Source organism: Sporosarcina sp. JAI121 (assembly GCF_013408665.1).
Lineage (GTDB): Bacteria > Bacillota > Bacilli > Bacillales_A > Planococcaceae > Sporosarcina.
Genome location: NZ_JACCCL010000003.1, coordinates 144,119 through 158,020, shown reverse-complemented (window position 1 = coordinate 158,020; position 13,902 = coordinate 144,119). Strand labels below are relative to the sequence as shown.

Annotated in this window: 13 protein-coding genes; 4 read left to right on the top strand and 9 right to left on the bottom strand. The window is 43.9% G+C overall.

Translation table 11 applies throughout. The features are described from left to right. Positions 1-17: 17 nt before the first annotated feature. The 3 genes from hutH to hutU are packed head-to-tail and all read right to left on the bottom strand — an operon-like array spanning position 18 to position 4,455. Positions 18-1,496 (bottom strand): histidine ammonia-lyase, encoded by a 1,479-nt coding sequence (gene hutH / locus HDC33_RS14565; protein ID WP_179393287.1) that lies wholly within the window; start codon positions 1,494-1,496, stop codon positions 18-20. A gap of 26 nt (positions 1,497-1,522) precedes the next feature. Further along, entirely contained in the window at positions 1,523-2,782 is a 1,260-nt protein-coding gene (gene hutI, locus HDC33_RS14560; protein ID WP_179393286.1) for an imidazolonepropionase, read from the bottom strand. Next, positions 2,779-4,455, bottom strand: coding sequence for a urocanate hydratase (gene hutU, locus HDC33_RS14555; protein ID WP_179393285.1), 1,677 nt, complete (start codon positions 4,453-4,455; stop codon positions 2,779-2,781). Before hutU ends, hutI begins: the two co-directional genes overlap by 4 nt. Before the next feature lie 115 nt (positions 4,456-4,570). Here hutU and HDC33_RS14550 point away from each other — a divergent pair, with 115 nt between their 5' ends. From HDC33_RS14550 to HDC33_RS14535, 4 genes are all read left to right on the top strand, one after another. Further along, on the top strand, positions 4,571-4,744 hold the full coding sequence (locus tag HDC33_RS14550; protein WP_179393284.1) for a hypothetical protein: 174 nt from the start codon (positions 4,571-4,573) through the stop codon (positions 4,742-4,744). Positions 4,745-5,051: 307 nt separating this feature from the next. Then, positions 5,052-5,723: a hypothetical protein gene (locus HDC33_RS14545; protein WP_370457482.1), complete on the top strand. Its 672-nt coding sequence runs from the start codon at positions 5,052-5,054 to the stop codon at positions 5,721-5,723. A gap of 199 nt (positions 5,724-5,922) precedes the next feature. Next, a complete protein-coding gene (locus tag HDC33_RS14540) occupies positions 5,923-7,437 on the top strand; it encodes a glycine betaine uptake BCCT transporter (RefSeq protein ID WP_179393283.1) in 1,515 nt (504 codons plus the stop codon). Between the two features lie 175 nt (positions 7,438-7,612). Next, positions 7,613-8,314: a ZIP family metal transporter gene (locus HDC33_RS14535; protein ID WP_255457447.1), complete on the top strand. Its 702-nt coding sequence runs from the start codon at positions 7,613-7,615 to the stop codon at positions 8,312-8,314. A 208-nt stretch (positions 8,315-8,522) separates the two neighbouring features. Here HDC33_RS14535 and HDC33_RS14530 read toward each other — a convergent pair whose 3' ends face one another. From HDC33_RS14530 to HDC33_RS14505, 6 genes are all read right to left on the bottom strand, one after another. Then, positions 8,523-9,323: an ABC transporter ATP-binding protein gene (locus tag HDC33_RS14530; protein ID WP_179393281.1), complete on the bottom strand. Its 801-nt coding sequence runs from the start codon at positions 9,321-9,323 to the stop codon at positions 8,523-8,525. Next, a complete protein-coding gene (locus HDC33_RS14525) occupies positions 9,320-10,069 on the bottom strand; it encodes an IucA/IucC family C-terminal-domain containing protein (RefSeq protein ID WP_179393280.1) in 750 nt (249 codons plus the stop codon). Before HDC33_RS14525 ends, HDC33_RS14530 begins: the two co-directional genes overlap by 4 nt. Before the next feature lie 11 nt (positions 10,070-10,080). Further along, positions 10,081-11,124, bottom strand: a complete 1,044-nt coding sequence (locus HDC33_RS14520; protein WP_179393279.1) for a FecCD family ABC transporter permease — start codon at positions 11,122-11,124, stop codon at positions 10,081-10,083. After that, positions 11,117-12,133, bottom strand: coding sequence for a FecCD family ABC transporter permease (locus HDC33_RS14515; protein ID WP_179393278.1), 1,017 nt, complete (start codon positions 12,131-12,133; stop codon positions 11,117-11,119). Before HDC33_RS14515 ends, HDC33_RS14520 begins: the two co-directional genes overlap by 8 nt. Before the next feature lie 108 nt (positions 12,134-12,241). Next, positions 12,242-13,222, bottom strand: a complete 981-nt coding sequence (locus tag HDC33_RS14510) for an ABC transporter substrate-binding protein (RefSeq protein ID WP_179393277.1) — start codon at positions 13,220-13,222, stop codon at positions 12,242-12,244. A 60-nt stretch (positions 13,223-13,282) separates the two neighbouring features. Beyond that, a complete protein-coding gene (locus HDC33_RS14505) occupies positions 13,283-13,900 on the bottom strand; it encodes an RraA family protein (protein WP_179393276.1) in 618 nt (205 codons plus the stop codon). Positions 13,901-13,902 lie beyond the last annotated feature (2 nt).

Below are 13,902 nucleotides of genomic sequence, written 5' to 3'. Positions count from 1 at the left end.
GTTTCGGCTTTACTAGTTCACCCAACGAGAAATCGAGCAATTTTTTCAATATCGGGTGTGAAAATACGATCCTCTTCAATCGGCCCGACAATTTCACCAAGTTGAGCGAACTTGTCACGGGTTTTGGGAGCCATCTGTTCTGCTCCCCGGATGTGACAGCCGGTCAACGCGCAGAGGGCTTCGATTGCGAGTACATGTCTCGCGTTTTTAATGATGGCATGTGCATGCCTTGCGCCGATAGTCCCCATTGAGACGTGGTCTTCCTGATTGCCGGAGGAAGGAATTGAATCGACGGATGCGGGGTGTGCGAGTGTTTTATTCTCAGAAACGAGGCTAGCTGCTGAATATTGCAAGATCATCGCGCCTGATTGCAATCCGGGTTCCGGACTGAGGAACGGCGGCAGTCCTTCATTCAAATGGGGATTGACAAGCCGCTCGATACGACGCTCCGATATACTTGCAAGTTCTGCCACGCCCAGCTTCAAGAAATCCATCGCAAACGCAATCGGCTGACCGTGGAAATTCCCGCCAGATACGACTGTATCGCCATCGTCGAAAATAAGCGGATTGTCGGTCGCAGCATTCATCTCGATCTCTAGCTTTTCTTTTACATAACCAAGCACTTGCCAGCTCGCGCCGTGCACTTGTGGAATACAGCGGATGGAATAGGCATCTTGAACACGCTTTTCCCCCTGGATGGTCGTAAGCTGACTTCCTTCTAGCCAATCCAGCATCCTCGCCGCCACATCCACTTGTTCGGGGTAGCCGCGTGCTTCATGGATCGACGGATGAAAAGCGTCTGTAATTCCGTGCAATGCTTCCATCGTCATTGCAGCTATCCATTCACTATCATATGCGAGCGATTCCGCCTCCAAATAATTGACGACGCCTTGTGCAGTCATCGCTTGCGTTCCATTAATGAGCGCGAGTCCTTCTTTCGCTTCGAGCACAATAGGCGACATGCCATGATTTGCCCAAACATCCGCTGAAGGTACATGCAATCCGTCCTTCCACACAAATCCTTCGCCTAGCAATACGAGTGCCAGATGGGATAATGGCGCCAGGTCGCCCGAAGCACCGAGCGAACCTTGCTGCGGAATGACGGGGTGTATGTGATGATTCACCATATAAGCGAACCGTTCCAATACTTCGGAACGAATCCCTGAGAATCCTTTCAGCAAAGCATTCAATCTGAGAACGACCATCGCACGTGAAACGGTTTCAGGAAATGCTTCTCCGACACCGCATGAATGAGACCGGATCAAGTGTAATTGCAAAGCTTTCGTATCTTTCTCATCGATTTTCACGTCACTGAATTTACCGAAGCCCGTATTGATACCGTATACTGTCCTGTCCTCCCGAACAATTTTTTCGACTGCGGCACGGCTCTTATTGACACGTTCCAAAGCTTCTTTGTTCAATGAAACCCCGGATTTCCCATATAGTATTTCTTGCATCTGACTCAGGCGAAGAGATGAACCTGTTAATTCAATCATGGCAACCATCCTTTAGTCAAAGTGACTTATCCAACGACTTTTACGCCCTTTTTCCAGACAGATTTGACGTGGTTCACGCCGAACAAGTATTGGAGTTCTTGGTAGTTTGAAACAGCCCATAACACGACATCGCCTTGTTTACCCGGCGCTAGCGATCCTGTCTCGTTTTCCATTTTGATGGCGCATGCCGCATTGTATGTCGCCGCGGTCAAGGCTTCTGCCGGTGTAAGTCGCATCGATATGCACGCCAAGTTCATGACAAGTGGCATCGATGTCGTCGGCGAAGATCCCGGATTGCAATCTGTCGAGATGGCGACCGGCACTCCGGCGTCAATCATCTTGCGCCCTTCCGCCGCCCTTTCCCTGAGGAATAAAGCAGTCGCTGGCAATAAACAAGCGATTGTCCCGGTATCAGCCATCGCTTTGATCCCTTCATCAGATGCTTTCAATAAATGCTCCGCGGAAATCGCTCCGACTTTCGCTGCCAATTCTGCACCGCCATATGGTTCAATTTCATCTGCGTGGATTTTCGGTATCAAGCCATATGTTTTGCCGGCTTCTAAAATCCGTTCCGATTGTTCAGGGGTGAATACGCCGACTTCGCAAAACACATCGTTGAAGACCGCAAGTTTTTCATCGGAGAAAGCAGGCAGCATTTCATTGACGACGAAATCGATATAATCGTCTTCCCGACCTTTGAATTCTGACGGGACCGCATGTGCACCCATGAATGTTGGCACCAGGTCAACCGCATGTTCTTCCTGCAAGCGTTTCATGACGCGAAGCTGTTTCAGTTCCGTTTCTAAATCCAAGCCGTAACCGCTTTTCCCTTCGACAGTCGTGACACCATGTTTCAGAAATGAATCGAGACGTCTCTTCGACTGCTCGACAAGTTCATCCTCTGTCGCTTCACGTGTCATTCTTGTTGTCGCGTGAATACCGCCGCCCGCATTCATGATTTCCATATAGGTCGCGCCTTCAAGCCGCATTTCAAATTCACGTTCGCGACTGCCGCCATATGCGACGTGCGTATGCGGATCGACAAGGCCTGGAGTGACAAGATGGCCAGTTGCGTCTGTAATGTCAGCTTCATGAACGCGGTCTTTGAATTGCTCTTCCAATTCTTCAGTTGTTCCGACCGCTTGAATGATTCCATCTTCTATCCAAATACTACCGTCTTCTATAATTGACAAGTCATTCATCGCTTCTTTTATCCGCGGAGCCGTGCCTGCTTGCGCTAGTGTTGCGAGCTGCGCTGCGTGTTTAATCCAAACGATAGTAGTCATTCTTCAATCACCTCTTTTGCCATCATCGGGATGTTGACCCCTTTTTCCCGTGCTGTTTTCACTGCAAGGTCATAGCCCGCATCTACGTGACGGACAATGCCCATACCTGGGTCTGTTGTTAAGACGCGCTCGATCCGGGCTTCCGCCTCTTTCGTCCCATCCGCAACGATGACCATACCTGCGTGTATCGAGTAGCCCATGCCTACGCCGCCCCCGTGATGAATGGAAACCCAGGTCGCTCCGCCGACCGCATTGATCATCGCGTTCAATAGGGGCCAGTCTGCCACAGCATCCGAGCCATCTTTCATCGCTTCCGTCTCACGGTTTGGCGAAGCGACGGATCCGGAATCGAGGTGGTCCCGCCCAATTACAATCGGCGCTTTTAATTCACCCGAAGCGACCATGTCATTAATGATTTTTCCGAACCGAGCACGTTCACCGTAGCCCAGCCAGCAAATCCTCGACGGCAATCCTTGGAATTCAATTTTGTCCTGCGCCATCCGGATCCAGTTGCACAAATGTTTGTTGGCACTGAATTCACGTAAAATGACTTCATCCGTTTTGTAAATATCTTCAGGGTCTCCTGACAATGCCACCCACCGGAAAGGTCCTTTCCCTTCGCAAAACTGCGGACGGATATAAGCAGGTACGAATCCTGGGAAATCGAATGCACGTGTAACGCCTTCATCTTTAGCCACTTGGCGGATATTGTTTCCATAGTCGAACGTGATTGCACCTTTATCCATCATGTCGATCATTGCTTCAACATGTTTTGCCATCGCTGCTTTGGAGCGTCTTACATACTCCTCCGGGTTATCCGAGCGTAGTTTTGCAGCATCGCTGAGTGACATACCTGCTGGAATATAACCGTTCAGCGGATCATGCGCAGATGTCTGATCAGTTAGCACGTCTGGATTAAAGCCGATTGCAATCATTGCAGGTAGAATTTCCGCCGCATTGCCCAGCAAGCCGATTGACAGTGCACGGCCATCTTTTTTCGCTGCTTCCGCAAGACGGATCGCCTCGTCAAGTGAATCTGTCTTTACATCGGTATATCGCGTTTCAATCCGGCGATCTATCCGTGTTTCATCCACTTCAACACCGATACAAACGCCGCCAGCCATCGTTACCGCAAGCGGTTGTGCGGCACCCATGCCACCAAGTCCGGCAGTCAGTGTAATCGTCCCTTTCAGTGACTCCCCGAAATGCTGCTTCGCCAATTCCGCGAACGTTTCGTATGTCCCCTGCACGATTCCTTGCGAACCGATATAAATCCAGCTTCCCGCCGTCATTTGTCCGTACATCATGAGTCCCTTTTTATCGAGCTCATGAAAATGCTCCCAGTTGGCATAGGCAGGAACAAGATTTGAGTTCGCAATCAACACTTTCGGTGCGTCTGTATGTGACTTGAATATCGCCACCGGTTTCCCCGATTGCACAAGTAGCGTTTCATCATTTTCCAGTTCTTTCAACGAGCGGACAATTGCGTCAAACGACTCCCAATTTCGCGCCGCCTTTCCAATGCCACCGTAAACGACAAGATCATCTGGATGCTCCGCTACTTCTGCATCCAAGTTATTCATCAGCATGCGAAGGGCCGCTTCCTGCTGCCACCCCTTCGTATTCAGTTCAGTCCCCCGGTAACGGATAACCCGTTCAGATGCTTCCCCCATTCCGAACCCCTCCTTACTAATCTAGTACTATCGTACACGATGAAAACACTTTAATGACCAATTATCCGAAAATTTAGTCTGTGCTAATATGGTGCTGTTGTAGTGGAGTAAAGCGTTGGAGTCTATACAAGTAGATAATCTGATGATCGAACTGTACGACGGAATGAAGAAACTCTACGACAGCCGCGTTTCTGTACGACTGATTCAACGAACTGTACGACGGAATGGAGAAACTCTACGACAGCCGCGTTTCTGTACGACTGATTCAACGAACTGTACGACGGAATGAAGAAACTCTACGACAGCGGCGATTCTGTTCGACTGATTCAACGAACTGTACGACGGAATGGGGAAACTCTACGACAGCCGCGATTCTGTACGACTGATTCAACGAACTGTACGACGGAATGGAGAAACTCTACGACAGCCTCGGTTCTGTACGACTGATGCCAAATTTTCCGCTACCACTATCTCGGTCAAAACCTCTCTTATTACATTAGACCTGATAATCCGAGAAAAATTTCTTATTCTAACAGTCCAGGCATTTCATTTATTGTCGCATAGAATATGGGGAATCACTTGGAAGGAGTGGACGGATGGTTAACATGCAACCAGGTGGTCAAGGGGAACAGCAATGGTTCCCGAGATTACCTGAAGGATATGAAGGAAACCCGGCGCAAAGTATGCCAGGGTATGGGAACGAAGGATGGTCGCCTGGGATGGGTATGCCCGATTTTTCGCAAGGGCAAGGGATGCCACATTATGATATGCAAGGTTTCTCGTCAGGGCAAGATATGTCAGGATACTATGTGCAAGGTTTCCCACCGGGGCAAGGGATGCCGGGTCGCGGAATGCCAGGATTTCCGGGACAGGGGCCACCAGGATTCTCGCCAGGAGGAGGATTTCCAGGGCAGGGACCACCAGGGTTTCCGCCAGGAGGAGGCTTTCCAGGACAGGGACCACCACGATTTCCACCAGGAGGAGGCTTTCCGGGACAACAGCCTGGTCAGCGAGGTCCATCTGGTCCGCCGCCGACCACAACACCGGCCTATCCGAGTACACAGTTGTTTGCTGTAGACCCTGGAGCTATCCGCGGTTGTCTCTATCGCTATACATTTGTTTGGCTGTCGAGAAGACAAGGTTTCTGGTTCTTTCCCGTCTTCGTAGGGCGGACTTCAGTTGCCGGCTACAGATGGCGCAGTAGACAAAGAAGATGGGAATACATGGGTATCGATCTTAACCAAATCGATAGGTTCTCCTGTTTTTAAATAACTTTATATGATATTATTTGTACTCACACAATGAAAAAATCGATTCCATCGTTAAGTGGAATCGATTTTTTCATTTGTTTACTATTGATAGCAATAGGGAATGTAATTAAATGCTCGTGCATGGCGATGAAGTATATTGGATAAGATTACTTTAACTGGTGTGTGTCATTATCTCATAAGAAAAATAGGTGATTATATGAAAAAAATATCAAACGTTTTTTGGATTACGCTAGTACTAGTCGTACTAGCTGTTTCGTATGGGGCTTTCGCGCCCGAAAGCTTTGAAAATGTAACAAACAACATGAAGGACTTTATAACATCATCGTTCGGTTGGTATTATTTACTCGTTGTCACCGGAATCGTTTTATTCACCCTGTACTTCATCGTAAGCCCAATGGGACAAATCACACTTGGTAAGCCGGATGAAAAACCTGAGTATTCCCGGATGAGCTGGTTCTCGATGCTTTTTTCAGCAGGCATGGGGATTGGGCTCGTCTTTTGGGGTGCGGCGGAACCTTTGTCCCACTTTGCCATAAACCCGGCAACGGCAAATCCTGAAACCGATGCCGCCTTCATTGAATCGATGCGCTATACATTCTTTCATTGGGGCATCCATGCCTGGGCGATTTACGCTGTCGTCGCCATGGCTCTTGCTTATTTCCAATTTCGTAAAGGAGAGCCCGGTTTGATTTCCTCGACGTTAAAGCCACTTTTTGGCGACCGGATGAATGGTCCGCTTGGTACGTTGATTAATGTACTCGCCGCATTTGCGACAGTGGTGGGAGTCGCAACAACTTTAGGATTCGGTGCGATTCAAATAAACGGCGGATTAGCGTATCTGTTCAATTTGCCCATCAGTTTCCCCGTACAAATAGTCATTATCGTAGTCGTTACAATTTTATTTGTTGCATCTGCTTGGTCAGGCATAGGGAAAGGGATTAAATATTTATCTAATATCAATATGGTACTCGCGGTCATATTACTCGTTCTTGTCATCGTTCTCGGGCCTACTTTGTTAATCTTCAATACATTTACAGACTCAATAGGATCCTACGTGCAAAACTTGCCTCGTATGAGTTTCCGGGCCGCACCACTTAACGATAGCAATCGTGCTTGGATTAATGATTGGACAATCTTTTATTGGGCATGGTGGATTTCTTGGGCACCATTTGTCGGCATATTCATTGCCCGAGTCTCGCGTGGGCGAACTATCCGCGAATTCCTGGTCGGTGTTTTGTTATTGCCGACAGTCCTTAGCTTCTTCTGGTTTTCCGTTTTCGGAGCCACAGCAATGGACGTCCAAATGAAAGGTATCGACCTATCGGGACTGAAAACCGAAGAAACACTTTTCGCCGTTTTCAATGAGATGCCATTATCGATGCTACTATCAATCGTGGCCATCATACTCATTGCAATCTTTTTCATCACATCCGCGGATTCAGCTACATTCGTCCTCGGAATGCAAACGACATACGGATCGCTTAATCCATCAAATATCGTAAAATTAACATGGGGTATCGCTCAAGCGGCAGTCGCAACAATACTTCTCTCCGCCAACGGACTGACGGCACTGCAGAATGCATTGATCATCGCCGCGCTCCCCTTCTCCTTCGTTATCATCTTGATGATGATTTCGTTCTATAAAGCCCTTAACAAAGAACGTATAGAGATGGGGCTGATGGTGAGACCGTATTCCAAAAAGAAAAAATAGGTACAAGGAAAAGCCAAGATTGGGCCGCGTGCTCAACCTTGGCTTTTTTTGTTGATGTTCCTCCAGAAAGTAAAGCGCCCACTACGGGTTTCATTTTTACCAATGGCACTTTCATACAAACCAGCGAATTGCATATAGTTTGTAGAGAGGTTTTATGATGTGAATGAGGCGGGGAATGATGAAATTGAGCGCAATGATACTTGGCGGACTTCTATTTTTCAGTATAAGCATCGGAGGAGGAATCGCTTGGCTCGTATCTAAGCTATTCCAACATTCAACCGCCGGATTATCACTCCTATGCGGCGGATTTTTAGTTGGATTATTGGCTCTCGATATCATTCCAAGCGTGCTGAAGATGTACAAGCCTTTCGGAATCCTTATTGGCGTACTAGCCGGGGTTCTCTTTTTCATAATGCTTCGCAGCATGACCCATCCATCCAGCTCTCAAAACTCATCCGTATACTTACTAATGATTGCCTTACTAATCCATACGATTCCCCTAAGCATGGCCATCGGCAGCTTGATGGGGAATTCGATAGTTGGAATCACAATTACAGCTTCAGTCATTTTGCATCATCTTCCGGAAGGCTTTGCACTTACAACTGCATTTGTTTCGCAAGGAAAAAAAGCATGGACGTTATTTTTTTGTTTCCTCGGCTTATCTGTATTCTTTAGTTTATTTATTTGGATTGGACAATACATGAATCTGTCTACAAAAGCACAAGGAGTACTAATGGGAACTTCCATTGGACTCATTGCAGCTACAAGCATCACCGAATTCATCATGCATAACCTAAAAGTTGTACCGGTCAAATCTTTCTGTGGCTACATTCTTTTCGGTTATTTAGTCAGTACTCTATTTCATCTGTTGTTATAATTTTTGGCAATAAAAAGACGACCCCATCTATAAATAAATGAAATCGCCTTCCAAGTATCATTACCACATATCCTGTAATTTAAACCTTTAATTCCCAACTGTATAAATTAAAAGTCTATTTTGCTACTAGTGTCAGTGATATCAACATTTACTGACAAAACACTTTTGATCAATTGAAACGATTTACATCCATCCACATCAACATTATTTATTTTAACAATCTCCCTTTTCCTTCCGCGAAACAGATTGGCGTACCGAATTGCCAATCTACATCGACACGACATTTCAGTCCAAAAATAGCTTCGACGTTTCCGCTCGTTATCACTTTTTCAGGAGCACCTTGAATAAAAACCTTTTGATCTTTTATCGCTACAAGATGATCCGCATAACGGCAAGCTAAATTAATATCGTGCAACACAATGATGATTGTCCTGCCCTCATCTCTATTTACATCATACAGCAGGTCCAAGATTTCGATTTGGTGCTTTACGTCCAAATATGTTGTTGGTTCATCTAATAGAATGGTATCCGCATCTTGGGCAAGAATATGGGCAATCCAAGCTCTTTGACGCTGTCCGCCAGATAATTCATGAACCTGTCTATTTTGTAATTCCCCCATGTTTGTTACAGTTAAAGCATGGCTAACAGCTAGTTCATCCTTCTTTGTCCACTGGCTGAATGTACGTTGGTAAGGATAGCGGCCTTGTTTTACTAATTGTTCCACTGATACGCCATCGGGTGCGATAGGTGACTGTGGCAAAAAAGCTAGCTTTTTAGCGACTTCTTTTGATTTCATTTTCATAATATCCTGGTCATCAAGAAAAATGCTACCTATTTGTGGTTTTAGTAAACGGGCAATAGCGTGTAACAAAGTCGATTTCCCACACCCGTTTCGACCAATGAAGACAGTGATTTTCCCTTTAGGGATTGCTAAATGTAATGAGTTAATTATTGTTGTTTCACCATATGCTAAAGTTAAATCTTTAACAGTTATCTTTGCCTCTCTCATTGCAACAATTCCCCTCTTTTTTCCTTCTTACTTCTGATAGGGCAATTGCCACAATAACCGATTCCTTCACGATCTTCTTCTAATTTATAATACAAGCAGCATGTTTTCCTACATGGGTTTACTTTATGTTCCTCTCCAATTTTCAAATATTCTTTAATTGGATTTTCTCTCAAATTGAACAAGTCGCCACTTGCATTTTTCAAGAAATTAAAGTCGCTGTTTAGCCGTTCAATTTTAACCAAGTCTACTTCTTTCGCTAATGTTTTTCGGTAAATCGAGTTAATTCGAATGGCTACATTTTCCCATAAGATTGATGACGGAACGCGAGACGTTTTTTTCAATATCTCTAAAACTGGTGTAATATGAGATGAAAAAAGGGCTCTTAGCACGTTTTCACGCCATGGTTCCCTGTCCATGCTCTTTATTTCCTGCCAATTGCACATACTTGCTTGGATACATAATTTACGTTCTTTAGTTAAAGCGCATGCTTTTACCGGCAAATGGAGGGCACAGTTGAATTCGACCATACTATATAAAGTCGAAGAAACGACGAGATATGCATACCTTTTCGAAAGCATTGAAGCCGTGACCGATAAGTTCGGCGCTTTTATCTCTATCATTTGTTTTTGCAGAAACGATAAACACTTTTCCTCAATTAGCAATTCCGTTATCGTAATACCACTTGGCCCCTCATGTTCCAAATGTATATCGAAATTTTTCAGTTCGTTCATAACAATAGTACTCATTTTCATCATCCTTAAAATGAATGTCTTTTTTTAATTAGTAAATAAATGAAGAACGGTGCACCGATACCTGACGTAAAGACACCTACTGGAATATCCAACGGTTGGAAGGCTATCCGTGCTATCCAATCTGCAAGTACGACTAATATAGCACCAACGCCAGCTGTCGTAATGAAGAGCAGTGACGTATGATGACGCACAATTCTTCTTGAGATATGGGGTGAAAGTAAGCCGATAAAGCCAATGCCTCCAGCTACTGAAACTGCTAATCCACAAAGCAGTGCACTAAGGAACAAAAATGATATTCTAAACCGTTTCAAATTTAAACCTAACTGCTCGGCAACTGCATCGCCATAACTGTACAGTTCAAACGTTCGCCTCAGCCAGATAATAAATATAAACAGGATAACAAACGACACGAGAATGGATAATGTTTGCAACCAATTGACGCCATATAAGCTCCCTGTCAGCCATAAATATGCTTGTTCAGATGAAAATGAAGCCGACGTCACTAGAATATACATAACGATGGCATTTGCAAGCGCAGCTAAACCGATTCCAATCAACACGATTCGATTTGCAGTAATCGATGGATGCAAAGAAAAGAGATAAATAATGAAGAACGTAATAATTGCACCTATGATAGCGAAAATCGGCATCCATTGAATACCTAGTGAATCACTAAAGTAAGTTAAAAATAAGACTGCACTTACAGAAGCACCGCCTGTGACACCAATGACATCCGGTGAAGCAAGCGGATTTCGAATAATCCCTTGTACAAGTAATCCAGATATAGCGAGCGATGCACCGACAATCATCCCCGACAAAACACGCGGCATCCTTAATTCACCTAGCGCAAATTCATTCTCGATCGGCGCTACATTAAATGTGTAATTTATCACTTCATGAAGCGGTATAATGTCGATACCAACCATCAGCCCTAACAAAACAACTAGCAATAAACTACCCAATACCGCTACCGTTTTATAAATATCTTTCTTTATTAAAAAAAATGATATTTTTTCATTTTTCGATCGAACTATCCATCGATTAGCCACGCGCGCGTCCTCCTTTAAATGCGATATATATAAAGAACGGCGCACCGATAAATGCAGTAATAACACCTAAAGGAATTTCCGCTGGAGGATTAATCAACCGCGTACTAATATCCGCAACCAGTAAAAAGATACTTCCCAATAACATAGAATAAGGCGTCGACCATGCATAACTATGACCCACAAGTGATTTAGCTACATGTGGAATAATCAAACCGACAAATGCAACGTTCCCAATTACCGCCAATGAACCACCCGCAAGCATAACCATTAAAAAGAGCAACCCCAGTTTCATTACCATCACGTTCTGTCCTAACCCTTTGGCAATACTTTCACCAGATGCATAAATGTTCATAGATTTCCCTAAAAAACACGTTGCAATGAGTGATATAAGTAAGAATGGCAAAACAGCTAAAATCATGTCTAACGTCCGTCCGCTAATCGTTCCTGCCATCCAAAACAGAACGTCACTCATTCCTTTTTGATTCATTAACAAAATGATTTGCGTAAATGAGACAAACATTGCATTAACAGCAATGCCAGCTAAAATAATCTTTACTGAAGTAGTCCCTGTTTTACTTAAAGAACCTAGCAGAAAGACTATAATAGCCGCCACCAACGCTCCTAAAAAAGCGAAGTAAACAATAATGTGTAAATCCGATACTTTAAATAAAACAATAAAAACAACAATAAAGAAAATCGAACCTGCATTAACCCCTAGCACACTAGGAGAGCCTAACGGATTGCGCGTCAACAACTGACTTATAACACCTGCAACCGCCAGTGATGCCCCGGTAACGACTGCAATCACCATCCGTGGGAAGCGTTCATTCCAAATAATGATATGCGTTACATCTTGTCCATTAAACGACGTTACCATGCTATAAATATCAGCAAGTGAATAATGTGTAATACCGAACATCAAACTCGATAGCATACAAACGGCTAATAAAATCAGTAAAAAAACTAGGCCGAACATCTTCCCTTTATTTTGCATTACGTGTTGCACCATTCAATCACCATTCACTTTTTAATTTTCATCTACCATTGAAGAAAACCTGCTTCAATGATGAACATGGATTGTCCAATTCTTAGCAGGTTCATTATTGTCATACTACTATCATTTATCGTTCAATCCGTAAATCTCATATAAACTATCTAGCATTAGATTCGCAGATTTATAACCTGCACCTGCACTCCAGTATATTTCATTCACCTGAAAAACCTGTTTATTTTTCACAACATCGAGCTCCTGCCAAAGCGGATGATTTGTCCACTCTTCGTAGTTTTTCTCCACAAGGTCAGAATCTTTAGAGGCATTGAAGTTAAAGATTATATCGGCATCCAAATCGGGAATCCGTTCCTTAGAAGTGATTTTTTCTCCCCAATCTTCCCCCTTCGTACCCGCCGGACGATCAAGTCCTGTAAACCCTAATTCTTTCAAAATTGATCCGGCATAACTATTGTAGTAAACACGCATATGATCCGATCGGAAGTTAGTAATAGCCGCTTTAGCCGGCAATCCGTCACCCATTTTTGATTTAAAATCCTCTACGCGGCCATCCCACTCAACTAATAGTTCTGCTGCTTTATCTTGTTTATGTAATGCATCCGCCATTAAATTCAACGTATCTTTCCATTCATAAACTGTATCATCCATAACAGTTGGAGCAATTTTAGATAGTTGAGGATAAATTTTCTCATGTCGATAGATCGATGCAATAATTAAATCAGGTTTTAATTTCGAAATCTCTTCCAAATTAGGTTGTAACTCTTGACCTACAATTGTTGCACCTTCTAAATCAGGTCTTAAATAGTCATAAATCGGTTGTTGGTCCCATGATTCCACGATGCCAACAGGCGTCACACCAAGCGCCACGGCAGTGTCATTAGCTCCTTGATATAAGGTAACAATTCTAATAGGTGACCCTTTTATCGCTGTTTCTCCAGCAGCATGCTTAACAATGCGTTCCTCTTGAGATGAAGGTTCTTCCTTCTCCACCTTCTTATCTGTCGTCGCCTCTTTGCTACAGCCCGCTACAAGTAACATTAGTGTCATAACGAAAAACAGTAGAGATCGTAACTTTTTATTACAAAACATTCCATACACTCCTTTTCATCATCGTTGATAACGATTCTCATTATCATTCATATACTACCATTAATTTTCAATATGTAAATGATAGTTTTCCAATCTTCTAATTTTTTCGTTGTTTTCTTTCTCTATTGCTACTTCTAATAATGTTTTATAGTTTGAATGATTAAATTTATATATTCCATCTTGATCGCCAATGACATAATCGCCCGATTCAAAAACGACATCACCTACACTTATTGCTGTGTTTACTTCTCCCTCCAACTTTAAAACCCTTGTCGTTTTTGGAGAAACTGACTCATAAAATACTGGTACACGACTCGTTCTCAAATAGTCAAAATCAGTTACCGCCCCACCAACTATAACGGCAGCCAGTCCGATTTCCTCTGCTTTTCTAGCCCTAAATTCTCCCCAACAAGCATGTGTTTTATTTCCTGATGTATCAATAACCAAAATATCACCTTCGTTAGCTTTTTGAAGCGCCACAGTTAAGGGGTAACCATCTCCACTAGATAATTTAACCGTTAGTACTTTCCCAAACACTTTGAATTCAGGTATTGTACATTTATAATTTGTTAGAAAGCCAAAATCGGTAAAATGACCTATCGTAGAAGTGCTAAGCATTTTAAACTCCTCTATTTCATCGGTCGAGTATTTTTCTCTCCGGTCGTTAACAGTTAACATAT